Origin of the sequence: Gillisia sp. Hel_I_86 (genome assembly GCF_007827275.1) — a bacterium.
In the GTDB taxonomy this organism is placed as follows: Bacteria; Bacteroidota; Bacteroidia; order Flavobacteriales; family Flavobacteriaceae; genus Gillisia.
Genome location: NZ_VISE01000001.1, coordinates 3568549 through 3592806 on the forward strand (window position 1 = coordinate 3568549; position 24258 = coordinate 3592806).

The 24258-nt window shown below is 35.3% G+C and carries 18 protein-coding genes; 11 read left to right on the plus strand and 7 right to left on the minus strand.

Annotated elements, in window-relative coordinates:
* Positions 1–295 precede the first annotated feature (295 nt).
* The 8 genes from JM83_RS16075 to JM83_RS16110 all read left to right on the plus strand — a co-directional run bounded on the left by JM83_RS16075 (position 296) and on the right by JM83_RS16110 (position 12615).
* A complete protein-coding gene (locus tag JM83_RS16075; RefSeq protein WP_144963127.1) occupies positions 296–1444 on the plus strand; it encodes a glycosyltransferase family 4 protein in 1149 nt (382 codons plus the stop codon).
* A 564-nt stretch (positions 1445–2008) separates the two neighbouring features.
* Positions 2009–4234: a glycosyltransferase gene (locus tag JM83_RS16080; RefSeq protein ID WP_144963128.1), complete on the plus strand. Its 2226-nt coding sequence runs from the start codon at positions 2009–2011 to the stop codon at positions 4232–4234.
* A 507-nt stretch (positions 4235–4741) separates the two neighbouring features.
* On the plus strand, positions 4742–5869 hold the full coding sequence (locus tag JM83_RS16085; RefSeq protein WP_144963129.1) for a glycosyltransferase: 1128 nt from the start codon (positions 4742–4744) through the stop codon (positions 5867–5869).
* Between the two features lie 156 nt (positions 5870–6025).
* Complete coding sequence (locus JM83_RS16090; RefSeq protein ID WP_144963130.1) at positions 6026–6967, plus strand: GNAT family N-acetyltransferase; 942 nt, start codon at positions 6026–6028, stop codon at positions 6965–6967.
* Positions 6968–7067: 100 nt separating this feature from the next.
* A complete protein-coding gene (locus tag JM83_RS16095) occupies positions 7068–8186 on the plus strand; it encodes a hypothetical protein (protein WP_261376814.1) in 1119 nt (372 codons plus the stop codon).
* Between the two features lie 194 nt (positions 8187–8380).
* Positions 8381–9343 carry a polysaccharide deacetylase family protein gene (locus JM83_RS16100; RefSeq protein ID WP_144963132.1) on the plus strand — a complete coding sequence of 321 codons (963 nt, stop codon included), beginning with the start codon at positions 8381–8383 and terminating at the stop codon, positions 9341–9343.
* A 514-nt stretch (positions 9344–9857) separates the two neighbouring features.
* Complete coding sequence (locus JM83_RS16105; RefSeq protein WP_261376815.1) at positions 9858–10949, plus strand: hypothetical protein; 1092 nt, start codon at positions 9858–9860, stop codon at positions 10947–10949.
* Between the two features lie 271 nt (positions 10950–11220).
* Entirely contained in the window at positions 11221–12615 is a 1395-nt protein-coding gene (locus JM83_RS16110; protein ID WP_144963133.1) for an IS4 family transposase, read from the plus strand.
* Positions 12616–12717: 102 nt separating this feature from the next.
* On the opposite strand, the gene JM83_RS16115 is transcribed toward JM83_RS16110, so the two are convergent.
* Genes JM83_RS16115 through tsaD form a run of 6 tightly spaced genes read right to left on the minus strand, consistent with a single transcriptional unit; the run spans position 12718 to position 17934 of the window.
* On the minus strand, positions 12718–13914 hold the full coding sequence (locus tag JM83_RS16115) for a class I SAM-dependent methyltransferase (RefSeq protein ID WP_144963134.1): 1197 nt from the start codon (positions 13912–13914) through the stop codon (positions 12718–12720).
* A gap of 10 nt (positions 13915–13924) precedes the next feature.
* Positions 13925–15013: an AI-2E family transporter gene (locus JM83_RS16120; RefSeq protein ID WP_144963135.1), complete on the minus strand. Its 1089-nt coding sequence runs from the start codon at positions 15011–15013 to the stop codon at positions 13925–13927.
* 12 nt (positions 15014–15025) lie between these two features.
* Positions 15026–15550: a TrmH family RNA methyltransferase gene (locus tag JM83_RS16125; protein WP_144963136.1), complete on the minus strand. Its 525-nt coding sequence runs from the start codon at positions 15548–15550 to the stop codon at positions 15026–15028.
* A complete protein-coding gene (locus JM83_RS16130; protein WP_144963137.1) occupies positions 15547–16191 on the minus strand; it encodes a DUF4159 domain-containing protein in 645 nt (214 codons plus the stop codon). The genes JM83_RS16125 and JM83_RS16130 overlap by 4 nt, the downstream gene beginning before the upstream one ends.
* A gap of 6 nt (positions 16192–16197) precedes the next feature.
* Positions 16198–16908, minus strand: a complete 711-nt coding sequence (locus JM83_RS16135) for a 16S rRNA (uracil(1498)-N(3))-methyltransferase (protein WP_144963138.1) — start codon at positions 16906–16908, stop codon at positions 16198–16200.
* A gap of 3 nt (positions 16909–16911) precedes the next feature.
* Positions 16912–17934: a tRNA (adenosine(37)-N6)-threonylcarbamoyltransferase complex transferase subunit TsaD gene (gene tsaD / locus JM83_RS16140; protein ID WP_144963139.1), complete on the minus strand. Its 1023-nt coding sequence runs from the start codon at positions 17932–17934 to the stop codon at positions 16912–16914.
* A 72-nt stretch (positions 17935–18006) separates the two neighbouring features.
* Here tsaD and JM83_RS16145 point away from each other — a divergent pair, with 72 nt between their 5' ends.
* The 3 genes from JM83_RS16145 (at position 18007) to JM83_RS16155 (ending at position 23877) form a co-directional block, all read left to right on the plus strand.
* Positions 18007–22425 (plus strand): translocation/assembly module TamB domain-containing protein, encoded by a 4419-nt coding sequence (locus tag JM83_RS16145; RefSeq protein ID WP_261376822.1) that lies wholly within the window; start codon positions 18007–18009, stop codon positions 22423–22425.
* A 99-nt stretch (positions 22426–22524) separates the two neighbouring features.
* Positions 22525–23511, plus strand: a complete 987-nt coding sequence (pfkA, locus tag JM83_RS16150; protein WP_144963140.1) for a 6-phosphofructokinase — start codon at positions 22525–22527, stop codon at positions 23509–23511.
* Positions 23512–23514: 3 nt separating this feature from the next.
* Positions 23515–23877, plus strand: coding sequence for a methylglyoxal synthase (locus JM83_RS16155; protein WP_144963141.1), 363 nt, complete (start codon positions 23515–23517; stop codon positions 23875–23877).
* On the opposite strand, the gene JM83_RS16160 is transcribed toward JM83_RS16155, so the two are convergent.
* Positions 23870–24250: a Rid family detoxifying hydrolase gene (locus tag JM83_RS16160; protein WP_144963142.1), complete on the minus strand. Its 381-nt coding sequence runs from the start codon at positions 24248–24250 to the stop codon at positions 23870–23872. The genes JM83_RS16155 and JM83_RS16160 overlap by 8 nt on opposite strands.
* Between the last annotated feature and the right edge of the window lie 8 nt (positions 24251–24258).

Here is a 24258-nt window from a genome sequence, read left to right on the forward strand (position 1 = left end):
TTGATCAAACAATGACTTGTTGTAATTATATCACTTATTCTAAATCCAATTGATTTTTTATTATAAACGGAAAGTGCCTTGATTTGATACCCAAAAATTAGTATTTTTATCATTTCATAAAAATCGCCAAATAAATTCAATTTGAAAAGGAATATTAATTCTTTACATGTAATAGTCTATTATACTATTTGTGATAGGATTCATTTTGAGGAACAACTTCTTTACCTTAAAAAACCATTCAATTATTTCAATTGAGCAACCACATCTGGAAATAAAACAAAATAAAATAAGGGAATTGGATAAGAAAATTAAAGTTTTATTTATAATTGACACTTTAGAAACTGGTGGAGCTGAAAAAAGTCTAGTAAAAATAGCAATCAATTTTAAGAATGTCACACCAGTATTTCTCCAAATTTATCAAGGTTCAACACTTAGTAGTATATTGTTGGCGAACGGAATACAAGTCACTAATTTAGATATTGTTCCAGGATATCACTTTAAAAGGATAATAAAACTTTTAATTCCAATTGTAGAGGAGATAAATCCGGATATTATACACACGACTCTTTTTAAATCGGATATTATAGGAAGAAAATTAAAAAGGCACTTTAATGTACCTTTAGTAAACAGCTTAGTGAATAATTCATATATAAAACAACGATATACAAATTTGAACTATTATGGTAAACTAAAACTTTATTTATTTCAACTTTATGACAGGTTTACTTGTAGAGATGTCGATTTATTTATATCCAACTCCAAAGCGATTCAAGCTACTAATGCATCAGCACTAAAAATTCCGTTAAATAAAATTCAAGTAATTCATCGTGGAAGAGATATTAACGAATTTAAACAAATTGGAATCAATAAAATTCAGGAATTAAAAGATGAAATTGGGATTGCTAATAAAACAATCCTTCTAAATGTAAGTCGGTTATTAGCCAGGAAAGGGCAGCTAGATTTATTAAAGGCATTTAAAACAGTTAGTAAAACTTATCCAAATCTGGTCTTATTGATTGCAGGAGAGGGACAATATAGAGATATTTTGGAAAATTTCATTTCTAAAAACAACCTTCAAAATAAAATAAAATTACTGGGAAGCAGGAATGATATACCTTCACTACTAGAAATTTCAGATATATTTGTTTTCCCCAGTTGGTATGAGGGGTTACCTGGAGCCTTAATTGAAGCTATGATGGCAGAAACCCCTATAGTAGCTTCAAACATTCCTGAAAATTTAGAATGTTTGGCTTATGATGAAGCAGTAATTTTTAGAAAAGGAAATATTGAGGATTTAACAGAAAAATTAATTTGGGCCCTACAAAATGGAAAGGAGATGAAAGAAATAGCCCAAAAGGCTCGAGAATCTGCAATCCACAAATTTGAAATTTCTCAAATTTCTGATCAATATGAAAAAGTTTATCAGGATTTAATTAATAAATAGTTATTTATAATTTTATTGAAATAGTTAGAGTGATTAAAGCCGATTTTAATAGTTATAGTAATGAATCTAATAACGATATAGGAGAAATCTTTTTAATTCAATTGGGGGCAAGATTTGTGTTTATTAATAGAATATCTCTTAAGTATAAAAAAATCATGTCATTTAGAGCTTATTTATCGTATATGGTATAAACTTTTAAATTTCCAATTAATGTAGAAATTCCGCATTTATATAATTTGGGAAAAGGATTATTTTTGGTCGTTTTATAAATATTATTATTCAAAATGTGATGATAGGAGAAAATTGTAATATTATGTAGGAATGTACAATTGGGCACGAAAGTAGAGGAAAAAGAGAGGGATCACCACTAATTTGTAATAGAGTTCTAATTGGTGTCATTCTACTTTTGTTGGAAATATTAAAATTAGGAATGATGTATTAATAAGACCATTTACATTAATGAATTTCGATATTCCCATATATTTAGTGGTAATTAGCAATCCTAGTAAGATGTTTAACCATAATGAAAGTCTCGATTATAAAAAGTAGATTTTAATTTTGCAAATGAAAATACTCCACCTCATCCAAAAACCCCAAAATCGAGGAGCAGAAATGTTTACCTGTCAGTTATCAAATCATTTGATTAAATCAGGACATCAGGTTAAAATTGTGGCCCTTTTTGAAGAAGAAGTTGTTTTGCCTTTCAATGGTGAGATCACTTCTTTAAAAGCATCATCAAAAAATAGGTTTTTTGATATCTCTGCATGGAAGAAATTGACAAGGATAGTAAAAAATTTCAATCCTGATATAATCCAAGCGAATGCCGGTGATACTCTAAAATATGCTGTTTTTTCTAAAATATTTTTTGGATGGAAAACACCTATTATTTCCCGAAATGCAAGTGAAGTTGGGCGCTATTTAAAATCTCCAATTCAAAAAGGTTTAAATTCCTTTTTTTATAAAAATGTGGAATTTGTTATTTCAGTTTCCCAGGCATCAGAAAAAGACATTTTAATCCATTTTCCATTTCTAGCAGGTAACACCACTGTAATTCCTGTAGGATTGGAAACGATTTCAGATATTAAAGAAATCGAACTACAACCTGAGGACAGTCAGCATATAGTTCATGTTGGAGGTTTTACTTTTGAAAAGAACCATGAAGGTCTTTTAAGAATATTTAATGAGGTTCTAAAAACAAATCAAAACATTCATCTGCACCTTATAGGAGATGGTCCTTTGAAACCTCAGATTGAAAAAGAGGTTAATAAAAAGGAATTAAACTCAAAAGTCACATTTTATGGTTTTGTTAATAATCCCCTTTCTTATATAAAGGCAGCGGATGTGTTCATCCTTCCCAGTATAATAGAAGGTTTACCTGCTGTTATTTTAGAGGCTATGTATTGTGAAATCCCGGTGATTGCTTATGATGTTGGGGGTATAAGCGAGATAGTAGTGAATGGCATAACCGGCTGTTTGGTTGAAAAAAACGATGAATCTGGATTTAAAAACACGTTAGAAATAGTATTGGGAAATCGTGAGAACAATTCTTTAATGATTGAGAATGCAAAAAAAATGGTAATTGATCACTACTCTAATGATATTATTACCAATGAATTTCTTGATTGTTATAATAATGTTATAAATTCTCCAAAACCTTCACCCCGTGGTAAAATGAAAATTTTACAAATTGTTACCAAACGGCAATATAGGGGTGCAGAGCTTTTTGCGGCATATCTCAGTAGTGAATTGATAAAATTAGGTCATGAAGTAATTTTTGTGGGGTTGTACGAGAATGAGAAGGATGTTTTAAGTGTTGAAAAGGCAGATAACAGAGATCTGGTTTCTACCAAGAACGGAAAATTTTCAATTAATATAGTGAAAAAGATTGTTAGTCTGGTAAAAGAAATCAAACCCGACATAATTCAGTGTAATGGATCAGATACTCTTAAATATACGGTTACAGCATCTTTGTTTTTCGGAAATATTCCTTTGGTTTATAGAAATATAAGTATAATAAGTGAATGGATTTCAAGTAGGCCACAAAAAATATTATATAAGAAAATGTTTCAGCGTATTGCTCATGTAACATCGGTTGGAGATGAGGCTATGGCAGATTTTATTAAAACATATAATTATCCTAAAATAAGGACTGAGGTCATAAGGAGAGGTATTCCTATAAAAGGTGTGGATAGATCCAAGCTTTATGAAGATTTAAGGAAGAATCTTAGAATTCATGAAAAATCCAAAATAGCCATGCATATAGGGAATTTCAGTCCGGAAAAAAACCACGAGTTCCTATTGGATATCTTTGATGAATTAAAAAACGAAGGTTCAGGCATCAAACTTGTTTGTGTTGGAAACGGAATTATGCTTGAAAAAATCAAGCGAATTGCCGAGCAAAAAGGCTTGTCCCAAAATGTCTTTTTTCTTGGATTTAGAAAGGATATTCCTGAGCTTTTGGCTGCATCAGATTGCCTTGTTCTTTGTAGTAAAATAGAAGGGGTGCCTGGGGTTGTTTTGGAAGCGGGAACCCAGAAAATCCCTTCTATATCCACAAATGTAGGGGGGGTATCGGAGGTTTTAATAAATGGGCAGACTGGATTTTTAATAGAGGAATTTAATAAAGATGAATTTAAAGAGAAATTATTAGAATTAATGCATGATTCTCAATTGAGAAAGGTTTTGGGAGAAAATGCTTTTAACATGATATCCAAAGGTTTTGATCCGGAAATAAATGCTAAGAAATTTGAGAACTTATATCGGAATTTAATTGCATCAGCTAATAGATAATTTTTTAGTTCACTTATGATAAAATAGTTTAAACCTTCCTATATATGGTTAAATCTAATTATACAATTTTCTATAAAATTTAAGGCTTTTCTAATACTTATGCTTAAGGATCTAAATAGGATAAGGAAAATAAAAATTGATTATTTTATTTTTTTATATCCGCTTTTTGTCCTAATTGTTCTCTCGTCACGCTGAATTTATTTCAGGGTCTTAATATGGTATTGATTACCAATGTACTGAGATTCTGAAACTCCCGAACGGTCGGGACAGAATGACGTCCTTTTTCAGTTTAGGACGCTTTACGGAAAAACAAATTTTATTTTGTATCATCTTCTATAATTGTTATCCTTTCTTCTTTTTGCTTTTATCAAATTCCAATTCAAGATGTACTTATTTGAAAACATAGATATTATTATATTCTACATATAATCTTGTTCTAAAACCTTAAAAGGTTAATTTTACCACGTAATTTAAAGTTAATGCAATTTCAATTAGCTATACTAGGGAATGAATAAAATAAAAGTTCTTCATATAATAAAATCTTTAGGTAGAGGGGGTGCAGAGATGTTGCTGCCTGAGACCTTGAAAATTCATACTACTTCTAAATTTGAATTCCACTATATTTATTTCTTGCCATGGAAAGATCAGATGGTTTCTAGTTTAGAGGAGGCTGGAGGTAAAGTGACTTGTTTTTCGGCATCCAACAATATAAAACTATTGCAACAGTATTCAAGGGTTATTGATTATTGCAAGACAAATACAATAGATATTATCCATTGTCATCTTCCTTGGGCAGGTTTTTTGGGAAGACTGGTTTTTGCTAAAACCAAAGTTCCGGTAGTTTATACAGAGCATAATATGCAAGAGCGATATCATATTGCTACCAAAAAGATCAATCAATTCACGTTTAATTCCCAAAGTTTGGCATTGGGGGTTTCAGAAGATGTAACCAATTCAATAAAGAATAATATAAACCCAAAAATTCCAGTTAAAACACTGCTAAACGGAGCAAATACTGATACTTTTAGAAGAGATCCTGATTTGGGTATTAAAATAAAAAGGGAATTGAGCATTTCGAAAGATGCATTGGTTATAGGGAACGTAGCAGTCTTTCGCTTTCAGAAAAGACTTGTGGAATGGTTACAGGTATTTAAGAAAATTGAAACTAAAAATCCAAATGTATATGGAATAATAGTAGGCGCCGGGCCATTGGAAGAAGAAATAATTCAGGAGTTAAAAAGATTGAAATTAGAAAAAAAGGTGAAATTTACAGGGCTACAAACTGACGTTAAGCCCTATTTTTCGGCGATGGATATCTTTATGATGAGCAGTTCTTTTGAAGGCTTACCAATTGCGCTTTTAGAGGCTATGAGCATGGAGTGCGCCGTGGTGTCAACAGATGCGGGTGGTATAAAAGAAGTTATTCGGGATGAGCAGGATGGATTGATGTGTAAAATTGGAGAGTGGGAAAAACTCTCTGGTTTGTGCCAGGTTTTAATTGATGATCCTGAAAAGTTACTGGAACTTAAAAAAGCTGCTCGCGAACGCGCTGTGAATTCGTTTAGTTTAAAAAGGATGGTGGATTCTTTGGAGGATATTTATGGTTCGTTAGTTAGTGAAGGAGTTAAGGAGTGAAGGACTAACGCAGTGAAGAAGTGATGGAGTAAAGTAGTGAAGAAGTGGCGGAACAATAAACATGTGATGAAGGCGAAAATTATCGAACTATCGAATCCCAAATCACAACATCACAGCGTCACTACATTACAAGATTAAACAAAAAGAGAAAAGAAAATGCAGATAAGGGAAGCAACCGATAAAGACATACCAGGTATCCTTGAAGTTTTAAAAGCTAGTCTTGGAGAGACATCTTCAAAAAAGACGGAGGAAGTATGGAGATACAAACATGTTGGTAATCCATTTGGGAGATCTCTTGTTTTGCTAGCAGTAGAAAATAATGAAATTATCGGGATTCGAGCATTCATGAGCTGGAAATGGCAAAAAATAAATGTGGATTATTTGGCTTACAGGGCAGTTGATACCGCAACCCATCCATCGCATCAAGGAAAAGGTGTATTTAAAAAATTAACCTTAGCTGCAATAGACATAGCAAAGTCCAAAGGTGTTCATTTAATTTTCAATACTCCTAATGTAAAAAGTAAACCAGGCTATATTAAGATGGGATGGGAGGAAGTTGGGAAGCTAAACATTCGGGTTGTATTAAACAATCCATTTAAATGGTCATTCGATTCTCCAGATAAAGCATACGAAACAAACTTAAAATCTGATGATTCTCAATTTTTAAATTTAATTTCAGAATATAATTCGATCATGGGTGAAAGACAAAGATTTTTTACTCCTAAATCGTTAAGCTATCTTTTATGGCGATATGAAAACAATCCATTACAAGGCTACGAAATTTTGGGAGATGAAGATTTTTATATGGCCGCCTATGTTAAAAAACATAAATACTTTAAAGAGCTAAGAGTGACTGATCAAATCTTTACTACTAAACTAGGACGATCAAAAGTAATGAAAACTATTAATACCCTTAGCATTAAACATGGAACTCAAATAGTAACTGCTTCTAATGACTTAAACTCCAATTTCGGTTTTTCTGGAAATTTCGGCCCGGTTCTTACCTTGAAAAATTTGAACCTAAATATAGAGTTTCACAAAAAGTTATTACAAATTAATAATTGGAATTATTCCCTTGGAGATTTAGAATTATTCTAAGATGATTGGCACATTTTTTTTGTTAATATTTCTTTATATAATTTCTCAAGCAATTTTTAATTCCTTGAGAAAGAAACATGCTTTTTTTTCAAAAAAGCTAATGAATATTTTATTTTGGTATCATTTTATATTTTGGGGAATTTATTATGCCTATGCTTTCTTTAATAATTCTGATTCTAAAACTTATTTTACAAGGCCTCAAAATCCAGAATTTGGATGGTTCGATTTTTTCGGAACTGGGACTACATTTATAGATTTTATTTCTTATCCATTTATTAATTATTTGCATTTCAATTATGAAATGATGATGCTGCTTTTTTCATGGTTTGGATATATTGGATTTGTATATGCTTATCTTCTTTTTCGTGAAAATATCCCTATCAAAGTTAAAGTTTTCAAGAGAATTGATTTATTAACACTTATTTTGTTTTTTCCAAACATGCATTTCTGGACTGCCTCTCTCGGAAAAGGTTCTGCTATTTTTATGGGACTAATGATGTTTGCATATGCTATTAAAGTTCCGAAATCGAGGTTGTTTATTTTGGTTTTGGGATCGTGTATTATCTATTTCATTAGACCACATGTTTTTTTGTTCATTGCAGTAGGAACTGTGTTGGGTTATATGAGTGGGAGTGAAAAAATAGCATTTTGGAAAAAAGCTCTAATTTACATTTCATTGATTGGAGGATTAATTATTGTACAGGATCAAATTTTAGGTATTGCAGGATTGGAAGGATCAGAAAATTTGGTGGAAGATTTTGAAAGTTTTTCGGATACTAGAGCTGAAGAACTGGGTAAATCTGGTTCGGGAGTAGATATGTCGTCTTATCCACTTCCACTTAAATTATTTACTTTCTGGTTTCGACCTTTATTTATAGATGCACCCAATATCTTAGGAATTATAACTTCTATTGAGAATTTATTGTATTTGCTCTTGTTTTTCAAGATTCTAAATAAAAAATTCATGAAATTTATTCTTAAATCTCCGGTCCTGGTAAAAATGAGCCTAGTAGTTTTCCTCCTATCATCTTTTGCTATGACCTTTGTAATGTCCAATTTGGGGATAATTATGAGACAGAAATCCATGGTAATGTATTTTGCCTTTTTTGTTATTTATTACTTTTTAGCTCAAGAGAAATATGATAGAATCATGAGGTTAAGGAAGTTGAAACTTAGTAGAGAAATAGAATTGAAAAGAGGAGATTCTTTAGTTTTGTAACGAAGTGACATTGTGATGAAGTAAAAAAAGCAAGGGAGAAAATGAAATAGGGGAAGGCACATGAAACTTTTAGTTTAATAATATAATTATCTTCGTAAATCTATGATCAATTTAGTTTTCACGAGTAGGGCATCACGACTGTGCTCGATGTGAAATTTCGTAGATTATCTAATCCTAGAAATAATAAATCACAAATGAACAATAAAGGTTTTTTAGTAATATCATTGGATTTTGAACTGCTTTGGGGAGTGTTCGATAAGGTAGATCATAAGGATAAAAAACTTTACTTTGAAAATACAAGAAAGGTAATTCCTAAAATACTAAACTTATTTTCTGAATATAACATTCATTGTACCTGGGCAACGGTTGGTATGTCGTTTAATAGGAACTTTGAGGAGTGGGAAGCGAATAAGCCTACCACACTTCCGGAATATATAAATTCTTCTCTTTCGGCATATCAATATGGGGATTTACTAAAGACGGAATTGTCCGATCTGTCATGCTTTGCAAAAGATCTTATTTCACAAATTAAAAACACTCCCAACCAGGAAATAGGTACCCATACCTATTCACATTATTATTGTCTAGAGGATGGACAAACCCTCGCATCTTTTAAAGCTGATTTGGAAAAATCTATATCTGTAGCTAGAGCTATGGATATTGAACTTAAATCCCTTGTTTTTCCCAGGAACCAGTTCAATGAATCTTATCTAAAAGTTTGTTATGAACTTGGAATCGAAAATGTTCGTTCGAATCCAACAGACTGGTATTGGAAGGATACACAAAGCACTTCCCTTAAGAATAAGCTTTTTCGCACTGGCGATGCATATTTTGGTTCTAACAACAAATCTTATAAGATTAAGGAATTAAATAAGATAGATGGAAAACCGCTATCCCAAAAAGCAAGTCGATTGCTTAGGCCATATTCCACTAATTTTTTTCTGAATAGCCTAAAATTGAAAAGAATTACATCTGAAATGACTTATGCTGCAAAAAATGGTGAAATATATCATTTATGGTGGCACCCACATAATTTTGGTAATAATCCTAACGAAAATCTCTCAGACCTAAGAAAATTACTCGAACACTATAAAAAGTGTGGAATAAAATATGGTTTTGGATCTTTGACCATGAGTGAGCTCAACTCCTTTGTGTAACTTCAAGCAGTCCTGCTTTACTGTTTTCTATGTAATATTTCCACACATTTCTGGGGTATCTCAAGTGTTTGGTATGCAGGATAGTAAATAATTTCTAAACGAGAAACCCTTAAAACCCTAGTAATTAGTTTATTATTTGACTTCATAGATGGAAAATTTAAATTCACTTCCAAGAGGTCTTATAATTGTAATGTGAAATGCTTTAATAATTTTTTGCTTGTCCGTAAAGTATCCTAACTGAAAAATGACGTCATTCTGAACTTGTTTCAGAATCTCATTTCAATGTAAATCAATGCAATATTGAGACCCTGAAATAAATTCAGGGTGACGAAAGAGCTTTTAGGACAGAAAACGGATATACATTATAATTTTATTAAGCATGGGGATATTGACTATGGATTTTATTAATTTAATTCAAACTAGTTTATTATTGTTGGTTTTGTTCTTTATTAATCAGCATATTTTTTCAAAATTACAATTGAGGCATTCTTTTTTTAATAAAAAATTACTGAATGTGCTTTCATTATATCATTTAGCCTTTGGGGGTATTTATTATGTGTATGCGCTTTTCAATAGATCCGATTCCGTTAGATATTATAATGTTCCTAACAATACAAATAAAGGATGGTTGGATTTTTTTGGAACTGAAACCACCTTTATCGATTTTATTTCCTATCCTTTTATTAATTACTTAGGATTTAGCTATGAGATGATGATGTTGCTGTTTGCTTGGATAGGATATATGGGATTTGTTTATGCATACCTGTTTTTTAAAGAAAATATTCCTTTAAATGTAAAAGTGTTTAGAAAAGTTGATTTGCTCACCCTTATTCTTTTTCTTCCAAATATGCATTTCTGGACGGCTTCTTTAGGTAAAGGTTCCCTTATATTTTTAGGATTAATGCTTTTTGGATATGCAATTTCAAAACCCAAAGAGCGCGTTGTTACCTTACTACTTGGTTCCCTCTTGGTTTTTTATATTCGCCCCCATATTTTCCTGATTTTGGCTATTGGATCCCTCCTAGGAGTGTTGACGGGTATCGGAAAATTTACATGGAAACAAAAAAGTGTTGCATTTTGTGTTTTCATTTTAAGTTTAGTATTGCTTCAAAACTCAATTCTTTCGGTGGTGAACCTGGAAAATTCAAACGATCTTATTTCAGATTTTCTAACGTTCACCTCAAATAGGGCAGACTCACTAAGTCATTCGGGCTCTGGTTTAAATATGGCGGAATATTCCCTTCCAGAAAAAATATTTAGTTTTTGGTTTCGACCATTATTTTTTGATGCCCCGGGTATTTTGGGGGTAATCGTTTCAATTGAAAATTTGATCTATATTTTGTTATTTATGAAAATTATGAAATTGGATTTCTTTAAGTTTATTAAGCTGGCACCTATGAATGTAAAAATGAGCCTGGCTTTATTTCTAATCACTTCTTTTGCGATGACTTTTGTAATGTCCAATCTTGGGATTATTATACGTCAAAAATCAATGATCATGTATTTTATATTTTTCGTGATTTATTATTACCTGGCTCATGAGATGCAGCAAAATTCGAAAGGAATTTTAAAAATGGATGCTAAACCCATATTACATACTGCTTAAAATACGAGTGCAATAAAATTTGCGAGATTGCCACACAGGCTTACGCCTTTAATTAATTAGTAGTTATAGCATATACCGGATTTCAATTAATATTTTTATGTATACCCATTTTTTCCCATAATAGTTATGTCGTCACCCTGAATTTATTTCAGGGTCTCAAATTATTGTATTGGTTTACATTGAAATGAGATTCTTATACTCCTGAATCATCCTATCGTGTGGACACAATTATTTACTAGTTTAAGGGATTAGCATTAATTTTACTCAAAAAATGAGAAGGGGGTTCACAGGCTTAGGGGATAAACGTTTGGTTTATCGGGGCAACAAGATTTTATCGGACCTGTTCAGCAAGAGCGTCCATTCGATCCGTCAGCTCAGCAGGAACGAATCAGACGCAAAGGCCGTTTACCGTTTTTTGCAGAACGATAGGGTCAGTGAAGAAGATATAGTAGAGAACCTGGTACATAATTGCCAGATGGCTTGTGCGGGCAAATTTGTTGTCTGTATCCAAGATACCACGGAGGTCAACCTAAGCAGCCATGGTAATAGGATCAACAAAGATGGCTTTGTGGGCACGACCAATGCGAAGAATTCCCAGGGACTGGGGTTCTTTGTCCACCCAAGTTTGGTCTTGGATGCCGTGAGCGGCACCCCCTACGGCTATTCTGATATTAAGATCTGGAACAGGTCCTTGGACTTCAAATCAAAGCATGAAAGACAGTACGGCAAGCTGCCCATGGAAGAAAAAGAGTCCTATAAGTGGATAGAGGTGTCCAAAAACACACAGGCCTCACTAAGGGACGTGGTAGCGGGAATGGTGATCGTACAAGATAGGGAAGGGGATATCTACGAACAGTTTGCAAGCATACCAGATGCACGAACAGATCTATTGATAAGGGCCCGTGCGGATAGGGCCTTGGCGGATGGGTCAAAATTGTTCAGCTGCCTGGCGGACCAGCCCTGTCAAGGGTCCTATGAGGTACAGGTGGATGCCTGTGCAAAGACCAGAAGGAAAAAAAGGACCGCAAAAATTGAAATCAGATATAAAGAGGTAGAACTGAAAAGGACCAGGGCGGCCAGCAAGGCAGTGGCGGCCAGCATAAAACTATATCTGGTGGAGGCCAAAGAGGCTAACCGGGCCGGGCCGGGCAGGGTGTGCTGGAGGTTATTGACAAGCCTGCCCATAGAGACCCTGGAAATGGCAGAAATGTGCGTGGAATGGTATAAGTGGAGGTGGACGATAGAAGAGGTGTTCAAGATATTGAAAAAAGAGGGCTACAATATCGAGGCGTCAGAGCTGGAGCATGGGTCATCGGTAAGAAAACTGAGCTTGTTGATAATGGAGGTCATCATCCAACTGTTCTTGATGCGGCTGGCGTATGCAGTACCAGAAGGAGAGATGAGCGCCGATAGCTGTTTCACGGAAGAAGAGCAAGCGTTTTTAGAGCACCAGATAATAAGACTGGAAGGTAGGACAGGGAAACAAAAAAACCCGTACAAGGAAAAAGGGCTAAAAAGATATGTTTGGGCGATAGCTAGACTTGGCGGATGGAAAGGCTATGAAAGCAAAAGGCATCCCGGCATAACGACCCTATGGATAGGACTGAAATATTTTAAGGCGGCCATGGAAGGGTGGACGATTCATAAAGATGTGTCCACACGATAGGACGAGGGAGGGATCTCAATAAAAAAATTCTGCTTCGTTGAGATCCTTCAGTGCGCTACGCTCCCTTCAGGATGACAGTCAGATGTCAGTTGTAAAATTAGATTACTCCTCCTTGATATTAGAAACCTTTCTACAAACCAAAACAATTTTATCGTTTTTTAAATCTGTTGTAAAAAAGAGGTAATTATTGCCTCCATCTTCAATTTTCAGTTCTTTTCTTATCTCACTTACAGATTTTGGAAAATTCCTTGTGGTAATATTTGCCTTATTAAGTTTCAAAGACCTTCTTAAAGCTTTTTTATGGTAGGGGAGAATTTCCATAATCTCGAAGCTTCTCCCTGGGAAAGGTTGTAATTCTTCAGAAGTAAATAAATGGGAATTGGATTGTAGTTTATAGGTATGGGTTTCAGCAGATAAGGCTCCAAAAAGCTTACTTTTCATAATTGCCGGATTTGGTTCGTACAAAAATTTTAATGCTAAGCTATATTTTGAAGGTTCGGTTTCATCATTTAAAACAGCTTCAAAATATTGAGTTTCTTTTTTGGTTATATTGATTGTCTTGACCTTTATTTCCTTCGAAATATTCCTGTTCAAGATCCATAATAATTCCTTTACCTCATTGTTTACCGATACGATATGTATTTCCATCACTTTGCGCAATTCAGCTATTCCGGCGGTAAGATCCAGAAGGGGAGAGGATTTAATCAAGATATTATAGGATTTTTGAAATAGCAATTTTAAGTTGGCCGGCACATTTGGGGTGCATTGTTCCAAAAGGAACACTTTTCCTCCATAATCATCCCTTCGGGCAGGATCCAGATAAATCCAATCATGTTTTTTTTCGGTTTTCCTTAAATATACCAAGCTGTCACCAACTATTGTTTTGATATTGGAGACACCCAATACTGAGAAATTATGGGCTGCTAGCTCAGAAAGATCTTCATTGAGTTCACAATGGAGTACTGTTTTAAAACTTTTCGAAAAATGATAATCGTCAATTCCAAAACCCCCAGTAAGATCGATAAGGGTATCACCTCCAATTAAACCGCTTTTATACTTTGCAGTGACTTCTGAAGAGGTTTGTTCTAAATTCAGATTTTGGGGATACAAAATATCCCTGTTCCCAAACCAAGTAGGCAATTTGTTTTTGGCCTTTTTTATCCCGGTTATTTGGGTCGCAATTTCTTGAATACTAACTTCTGGAAAAGGGGATCCTTTTAAAATAAGGGTAGTAAGGTCCCCGTTTAGGTGCTCCTGAATGAATTTTTTGACTTCTGGATATAAAAGTGCTTTGTTCAAGCTAATGGATTTAAAGATCTCTAGTAAGTCTCTTAACGATCTTATATTCGCTCAATGTTTCCTTCGCAATCACTTTTAAGGCAGTATAAAATGGAATCGCTACCACCATCCCTATAATTCCGAATAAAAGTCCGGAGATTAGAATAATTAGAAATATCTCTAAGGGATGCGATCTAACGCTGGCCCCAAAGATCATTGGCTGACTTATTAAATTGTCTATTAGTTGAGCAATGGCGTACCCCATCATCACAAAAATAAGGTTTGGCAAGATCACTACTTGAAAATCGGCGCCAAGATTACTGGAGATTACGAACAAAGCCATTAAGATCCCAGCGAAAATAGGCCCCAAATAGGGAACTAAATTTAAGAACGCACATATAAAGGCAATGGCCAAGGGATTGTTTATTTCAAAAATACTTAGCAATAAATAGTACAAAACAAACAAAACAAAGACTTGCATGGTTAGACCCACAAAATATCTGGAAAGCAAGATCTTTATCTTATTGAAAACCCGCTGAAATTTATCTTCTTCTCCTTTATTTGCGAAAACCAAAATACTGTTCAGCATCAATTTGCTATCCTTCAGCAGAAAAAAGGATATAAACATGATAGCAAAAACAGCTATCAAAGTCGCTCCCAAGATCCCAAAAACACTGTTTAAGAACTTCGGAATAAGATTTACATCCAAGCTTTGAGCTATCTCACTTTTCCTTAAGCTTTCCATCAAATTAATATCTTTAACTCCCAGATAATCATTAATTTGATCGTTCATTAAGTTGATATCACTCTTAAAGGCTTCTATATCTATTTGACCTAAATGATGGCTTTGTTCAATTACAATTGGTACAAAAACCAAAATTATTCCAATAAAAATTGCTAAAACCAGAAGAAGCACAATTAGTACGGCAGCCAGATTGGGCACTTTAAGCCGTGATCTTAGAAAGATCACGACTGGCCTTCCTATCAAGGAAATAACTCCAGCGATAGCTATATATACTAAAACGGACTGGATCTTATATAGAAAAAACAAGAGGGCAAAAATTCCCAATAAAATCCCTATTGCCCTAAGTATCCCGTAAGAAAAAGTTTTTGCGTTCACAGGGTAAAGATATTATTTCTGGCGAAAGGTAAGAAAGGTTTTTGAAATTTCGTACAAAGCAATTCCTGTAGCCTGCGAAACGTTCATGCTACTGTTGTTTCCAAACATTGCAATATGAACTTTAGTTGGGACAACATCTAGTACCATTTGACTTATTCCGTGCCGTTCATTTCCCACAATCAGTAAAATTTTTGAATCCTTTTTTAAGTTTAGAGTATCTAAAGCCACACTGTCTGAGGTGATTTCCAGGGCGATAGGTTTATAACCCTTGGATTTATAACTTTCAATAGCATCTATAATATCTTTGGTATGATCAAAATTCACTTTTTCGAAAGTGCCCCTCGCAGTTCTGCGCAGCCTGTTGCTTTTTAAATTGATTGGCGTACCCGAAAAGATCAATTTTTCAATATTAAAGGCATCCGCAAGCCTAAATAAGCTTCCAATATTGGCTTCGCCCATTATATTATCCGTGAGGATAATGATGGGAAATTTATTTTCAGATTCGGAATGCCTGGAATGATCTAGTTGTAAACTCAATTTTCAAAAACATATTTAATGATGTTAGCACCCATTTGGAGTGCTTTTAAACGCACTTCCGGTGGATCGTTGTGCACAGCAGGATCTTCCCAGCCATCACCAAGATCACTTTCAAAAGTAAAAAGCAAAATGAGACGTTCCTTATCGTATATTCCAAAAGCTTGTGGTGCCAAGCCATCATGTTCGTGGATCTTTGGCAATCCGTTGGGGAAATTAAAAGCACTGCTAAAAATAGGATGCGATGCAGGTAATTCTTGTAATTCCTTGTTGGGAAACACTTTTTTCAATTCGGCTCTTATAAAATTGTTCATCCCATAATTATCATCGATATGGAGAAATCCACCCCCCAATAAATACGTTCTAAGGTTTTCTGCCTCTTCATTGCTAAAAAACACATTTCCATGACCCGTCATGTGGACAAATGGATATTGAAATAAAGAAATGCTTTCAGGCGTAACAGTTTCGACCTTATTCTTTATTGCGGTATTGATGTTTTGATTACAAAATTTTACAAGATTAGGAAGTGCCGTGGGGTTTGCATACCAATCTCCGCCTCCTTGATATTTCAATAAGGCGATCTCCTGCGCAGTCATAGATAGACTAAACAGAAAAAAAAGGATTATGGCAAGAAATCGTTTCATTTAAAATTATTCTTCGTTGAACAAAGCCACCGTATGGCAAGCAACAATTGCAGCGGTTTCTGTTCTTAATCTTGTGTTCCCTAAGCTAACGGGATTCCACTCATGTTGTTTTGCCAACTCTATTTCTTCAGTAGAAAAATCCCCTTCAGGACCTATTAAAATAATGCATTTTTCGCCTAGTGCTAAAGAATGTTGCAATGATTTTTTATCTATTTCGGCTTCGCAATGTGCTATGAATTTGCTTCCTTCAGGGGTATCGGTAACAAATTCAGAAAACCGAACCGGCTGATTGAGCTTTGGAAGTGTAAAATGCAAAGATTGCTTCATGGCACTTTGTAATACCCTTTCAAAACGATCCAGTTTCACCACTTTTCGTTCGCTATGATCGCAAATAATTGGAGTGATCTCCATAACACCAATCTCGGTTGCTTTCTCCAGGAACCACTCGTAACGATCGTTCATTTTAGTGGGCGCCACTGCCATATGTAAATAATACTTTGGTTTTTCCTCCTTTTTAACTTCTATTACTTTGGCAATGCACTGTTGTGCCGTGATCAAAGTTAATTCTGAAATAAACAAAAAACCCTTCCCGTTGGTGACATGCAAAAGATCACCTTCCTTTTTGCGCAATACCTTTACGATATGTTTGCTCTCCTCTCGAGGAAAAATAATTTGTTGCGCTTCTTCTGCGATATCTGGATGGTAAAATAACTGCATGTCTTATATTTTATATCTCGGTTGGGCGGTTACTGAAAGATCTACAAACTCTTTTGCCAAATATTTATAATAACCAACAATACCAATCATCGCTGCATTATCTGTGGTGTATTCGAATTTTGGGACATAGGTTTTCCAAGCGTATTTGCCTTCAGCTTCTTTTAAAGCTTTTCGAATTCCGCTGTTGGCCGAAACTCCACCCCCAATTGCTATTTGAGTAATTCCAGTTTCTTTTACTGCTTTTTTCAGCTTATCCATTAAGATATTTACAATGGTATATTGAATGGAGGCACAGATATCATTTCTGTTTTCTTCAATAAAATTCGGGTTCTCCTTTACTTGTTTCTGAATAAAATAAAGAATGGCAGTTTTTAAGCCACTGAAGCTAAAATCCAAGCCTCCCACTTTTGGCTTGGTAAATTTATAGGCCTTGGGATCTCCAAGTTGGGCATATTTATCAATTAGTGGACCACCAGGATAGGGCAATCCCAGGATTTTTGCGCTTTTATCGTAGGCTTCTCCCACTGCATCGTCTATGGTTTGGCCAATGACTTCCATTTCAAAATGACTCTCCACTTTTACAATTTGGGTATGGCCACCACTAATAGTAAGTGCAAGAAATGGAAATTGCGGAATATCAAAATTTTCTTCTTTAATGAAATGAGCCAAAATATGCGCTTGCATATGGTTCACTTCTATTAAAGGAATGTTAAGGCCAAGCGCTAAAGATTTGGCAAAAGAGGTTCCAACTAGGAGGGAGCCCATTAAACCAGGTCCTCTGGTAAAGGCGATTGCAGATATGTCTTTTTTGTCGATATTTGCCTGGGCAATTGCCTGATGAATAACAGGGACAATATTTTGTTGATGCGCTCTGGATGCAAGTTCGGGGACAACACCACCAAATTTTTGATGCACATCCTGCGTGGCAACAATATTGGACAATAGAGTATCGTTTTTGAGTATAGCGGCAGCTGTATCATCGCAAGAAGATTCAATAGCCAGAATGTATATATTTTGGGAAGCCATTAAGAAAAGGTAGGCATATTAATTGTTAATATTGTTTACAAAGTTAAAACATAAAAGCATATCAAAAAATTCTTGAAAATACTAATTAGAACAGTAGTAGCGCTGCTGTTGTTTTTCGTTTTTTTATTGATTTTATTTTCTATCCCTGCCGTGCAAACCTCGGTGGCAAAAAAGATAACAAATTCCATACAAGAGCGTTCAGATGTCGACGTGTCTGTTGGAAGGGTGAGTCTTTCGTATTTTGGAAAAATAAAGCTGAACGAGGTTTTAATAAAAGATCACCATGCCAATACCTTGCTAGATATCCAGGAATTTAGAACTTCTATCCTTGGAGTTTCCAATCTCCTTGTAAACAATCCCAGTCTAGGGAGTTCCACTGCTGAGGGTTTTATTTTTAAGATGAAACGCTATAAAGGAGAAGAGTCAGACAACCTTAGCATGCTGCTGGATAAATTGAAAACCGAGCCTACTGGAGAGCCAAAACAATTCAAACTTAAGGTTCGGGATATTTTTATTTCTGATGGCCATTACAGTTATGTTGATGAAAACGTCACTTATCCAGAAATAATTATTTTGGATAAGCTGGAACTACAAGCTGAATATCTCGACGTAATCGATCAGGAATTTAAGATAAACATAAATTCTTTGCAGGCCGAAGAAGGCCGTGGCATGGATATTCTGGACTTGCAAACAGATTTTTCGTATTCGCCAACAAAGATGATCCTAGATTCTTTTTTGCTTATTACCCCATATTCCAGGTTGGATGCTTCTATTGAAATGGACTATGCACTTCAGGATTTTTCAGATTTTCTAAATAAAGTTCAGCTTAAAGCTTCTTTTAAAGACTCGAATATTTCCACCAACGATCTTGTGAATTTTTATGCTCCTTTTGGGAGCAACCAGAATATACAGCTTACAACAGATCTAGTGGGAACCCTGAATGATTTTGAACTGAGGAACCTAAATCTTAAGGGGATGGACAGGAGCCGAATTGATGGCTTTGTAAATTTAAAAGGAGCATTTTCTGAAGGGATGAACGATTTTGTGCTTTTTGGAGAATTTAATGAGTTGGCTTCCAATTATTACGATCTCGTGAACCTTTTGCCAACTATCTTAAAAGATAAATTGCCGCTAACGCTTCGTGAATTTGGTAATCTAAGATTAACAGGGAAAACGACTGTAACGAAGAATTCCCTAGATGCCGATGTTCTTATAGATACACAACTGGGTAGTGCAAAGGCGGACTTTGTAATGAACAATATAAGCAATGATAAAAATGTTAATTATAAGGGGAACCTGGTTTTTAATCAATTCAATATCGGGCGGTTATTGGATAATAAAGATCTGGGAACAACCAGCCTAAACCTCAATATAAATGGGAATGGGTTCACCCAAGAGTCCCTCAACACTCAAATTCGTGGGAAAATATCTAGATTGAATTTTAAGGATTATACCTATTCAGACATCAGTATTTTAGGGAATGTAAGAAATTCGGTTTTTAATGGGAACTTCAACTCCAACGATCCAAATTTTAAATTGGAATTCAATGGGCTGGTGGATATTTCCCAGAAAGTAAATATCTACGACTTTCAGGCTTCCATAGCCTATGCAGACTTAAATGAGCTCAATCTAATAACACGTGACAGTATTTCGGTATTAAAAGGGGATATCCTTATAAATATGCAGGGAAATACGCTGGATAATGTTGCGGGAAAAGTGTTGTTGTTGAACACCTCTTATCAAAACCAGAACGATCTGTACTATTTTGATGACCTTGAGGTGAATTCCACTTTTGATGCTGAAGGGGTGAGAACCATTGCCGTAAATTCTCCAGATGTGATCAATGGACAGGTTATTGGGAAATTTAAAATTGCTGAAATGGGGGATTTAATAAACAACTCGATTGGAAGCATTTATACCAATTATAGGCCCAATGTAATTACTACAAATCAATATCTGGAATTCGATTTCGATATCTATAATAAGATCGTGGAAGTATTCTATCCAAAAGTGGCATTGGCACCAAACACTTATATTCGGGGGAGGATCGAGTCTGATGAATCTGAATTCAAGCTAACATTCAAATCTCCCAAGATCGAGGCTTTCGGGAATATGATGCAGGATATCAATATTCAGGTAGATAATAATAATCCTATTTATAATATGTACGTGGAAGCCGATAGTGTTTCTACACAGTTTTATAATTTTTCAGAATTCAGCTTAATTAATGTGACCTTGCGGGATACCTTGTTTATACGTTCAGAATTGCAAGGCGGAAAGAACAACAAGGATGTCTTCAATCTTAACTTTTATCATACCATAAACGAACAGAATAAATCGGTGGTTGGGGTTCAACGATCTGATGTGGTATTTAAAGACAATCTTTGGTTTTTAAACGAAAACAACAACCGAAGCAACAAGATTGTATTCGATAATAAATTCACAGATGTAATGATAGATTCTTTGGTGTTGAGCCATAATCAAGAATTCATCAGGTTAAATGGGAGTTTGAGGGATAGCACGTACAAAGATTTTAAGATAGCATTTGAAGATGTGGATATTGGTAAGATCACGCCAGATATAGATAGCCTGGATGTGGAAGGAATACTAAATGGTAATTTGAATTTACAACAACAAAAAGGAGCTTATTATCCCAATACATCTTTGAAAATACAAAATCTCACGGTAAATGATAATTTATTGGGGAACTTAAAATTGGATGTAGAGGGCAATGAGGACCTTTCATTTTATAATGTGGATGCCACTATTGCCAATAAGGGTTTTGAGTCCTTGAATGCCAATGGGGGTATTAATGTGGGCAACAACCCAACTATAGATCTGGATGTGAATCTCAGGAAATTCAATATGGCTGCCTTTAGTGCGTTAGGTAGGGATGCCATAGATAATATTAGGGGGTTCGCCTCTGGAGATGCCAAAGTGAGCGGCAATTATAAAAATCCGGATATTACCGGGAAATTAACTTTGGAAAAAGCGGGACTTCGGATTCCTTATTTAAACGTAGACCTGGATTTTAGGGAAAATGCCACTGTAAACCTCACAAAGCAGCAATTTAATTTTGATGAAATAGAAATAGTAGATACCAAATACAAAACTTCGGGAATTTTAGATGGGATTATCTCCCATAAGAATTTTAAAAAATGGTTTTTAGACCTTAGTGTTACCAGTGATAGATTGCTGGTATTGGATACAGAGGCTACTGAAGATGCATTATATTACGGTACAGCTTACATAGATGGTTTTGCAAGTATAAAAGGGCCTACAGATGAACTGGTGATAGATGTGAATGCTTCTACCGCAAAGGGAACTATTTTTAAGATCCCATTAAGCGACACCGAATCTATTGGCGATAACTCTTATATCTATTTTTTGAGTCCTGAGGAAAAAGCATCTCGTTTAGCAGGTATCCCTATTCAAATTAAGGAAGTAAAAGGTTTGGAACTTAATTTTGACCTGGACATCACCAATGATGCCGAATTGGAGGTGGTTGTGGACCAAACTAGCGGAAGTACTTTACGTGGTCATGGAGCAGGAAATTTGTTGTTGGAGATCAATACCAATGGAAAGTTTAATATGTGGGGGGATTTTGTGGTATATCAAGGAGTTTATAATTTCAAATATGCAGGCCTTGTACAAAAGGTGTTCCAAGTGCGTTCCGGGGGAAGTATAAACTGGGATGGGAACCCAGCCCAAGCCCAGCTAGATGTAAGTGCGGTATACGAAGTAAATGCCAACCCGGCGGTATTATTGGAAAACCCATCCATCAATAGAAAGATCCCTGTAGAAGTCATTATTTTATTACAAGGGCAAATTGCACAACCCGATATTACTTTTAATGTGGAATTCCCCAATGCAAGTTCGGTAGTCCGTTCAGAATTGGAATATAGAATTAGTGATAGGGCAAGTAGGGAGTTACAAGCATTGTTTTTGGTCACCCAAGGATCATTTTATAGTGAATTTGCCATTGGGCAGAACGCCATTACCGGAAATTTAGTTGAAAGAGCTTCTTCTTTGGTAAATGATATTTTTGCGGATGAAGACGGAAAATTCCAGGTAGGTGTAAATTATGTACAAGGGGATCGTACTCCAGATCAGCAAACTGTAGATAGGTTTGGACTTACACTTTCTACCCAAATCACCAATAGAGTACTTATAAATGGGCAAGTAGGAGTCCCGGTAGGGGGTGTTACAGAATCTATAATTGTGGGCGATGTGGAAATTGAATTTCTTTTAAATGAAGACGGGAGCTTACGCGCAAAGGTTTTCAACAGGGAAAATAATATTCAGTTTATCGGGGAAGAAATTGGTTTTACCCAAGGAATAGGACTTTCCTATTCTGTTGATTTCGATACTTTTAAAGAATTGGTCAGAAAGATCATAAACAAAGAAATAGTAAAATCTGTAGAAGAAAAAGAGCAAGAAGAATCTGCCAAATCTTTGGCGCCAGATTATATAGTTTTTCCAAAACAATAAGATTTCACCCTCCATTTATTATATTAAGGTTAAATAGTTCTTCACTTTTTAAGAATTTGAAATATACTTTGTAATTTTAAAATTCAAAAAAAAATATTTATGGTTAACAAAATCAAACGGATTGGTGTAATGACCTCTGGTGGGGATTCTCCTGGGATGAATGCAGCAATTCGAGCTGTCGTGAGATCCTGCGCTTATTATAATGTAGAATGTGTAGGATTTTATCGTGGATTCCAAGGAATGGTCGAAGGGGATTATATGGAAATGGATGCGAGGAGTGTTCGAAATATTATTTCCAGGGGAGGTACCATATTAAAGTCGGCCAGATCCAAGGATTTTCTCACTCCGCAAGGCAGAAAAAAAGCTGCCAATAGTTTAAGCAAGGCCAAAGTAGATGCCATGATTTTAATTGGGGGAGATGGGACATTTCGTGGTGGTAAGATATTTAGTGAGGAGCATGGTTTTCCGGTAATAGGTGTTCCAGGCACCATAGATAACGATATTTTTGGGACCCATTATACCATTGGTTACGATACCGCTTTAAATACAGTTGTAGAAGCAATCGATAAAATAAGGGATACTGCAAGTTCCCATAATAGATTGTTTTTTGTGGAAGTGATGGGCAGGGATGCAGGTTTTATTGCATTGAACAGTGGAATTGGAGCTGGAGCTGAAGAAATCCTGATTCCCGAAGAAGATCTTGGGTTAGATCGCTTATTGGCTTCTTTAGAGCGCAGCCGAAAATCTGGCAAAATGTCCAGTATCGTGGTTGTTTCTGAAGGTGATAAAATTGGAAAGAATGTTTTTGAATTGGCAGAATATGTAACCAAAAACTTGCCCGATTACGACTCCAAGGTAACTGTGTTGGGCCATATTCAGCGAGGCGGAAGCCCTAGTTGTTTCGACAGGGTCTTGGCCAGCAGGCTATGTGTAAAAGCAGTAGAATTATTACTCGATGGGCAAAAAAATGTCATGGTAGGCTTTGTAAATAACCAAATTGAATCCTGTAGCCTAGTGAGTGCCCTAAAAGAAAAGCATGATATTAATCGGGACTTATTAAGAATTTCAGACATCTTATCTACTTAAAACATGACAATTGCAATTATAGCCCACAATGGAAAAAAACCAGAAATGGTTCAATTTTTAAATGAATATAAAGATATTCTTCATCTAAAACATATTAAACTTATGGCCACTGGGACAACAGGAGCAAAAACCGAAGCTGCTGGTTTTGAGGTAGAAAAATTATTGTCTGGACCAATGGGCGGCGATGCGCAAATTGCCTCCAGAGTGGCGGAAGGCAAAGTGGATATGGTGCTTTTCTTTAGGGATCCATTAGATAAGCATCCTCATGAACCAGATATTTTTATGTTGATGCGATTGTGTGATGTGCATAATATTCCCTTGGCCACAAATCCCGCAACCGCAAGCTTGTTAATGAAAGCTATTTAGAAGCAATCACACTAATTTCAACATTTACGAATTTTGGGAGATTTGCAACCTCTACTGTTTCTCTTGCTGGAGCGGTTTCAGCATTAAAATATCGGGCGTAGACTTCATTGATCTGCGCAAAGTTGTTCATGTCGCTAATAAAAATAGATGATTTTAAAACATTTTCGAAAGTCATTCCTGCTTTTGTAAGAATTGCTTTTAAATTCTCCATCACTAATTCTGTTTCATTCTGAATGGTATCTGTCACCAGATTTCCTGTTTTTGGATCTATTGCGATCTGGCCAGAAGTAAACAGCATATCGCCTTTTAAAACAGCTTGATTGTATGGTCCTATGGGAGCAGGAGCATTGGAAGTTTTGATTATTTTTTTCATAACATATA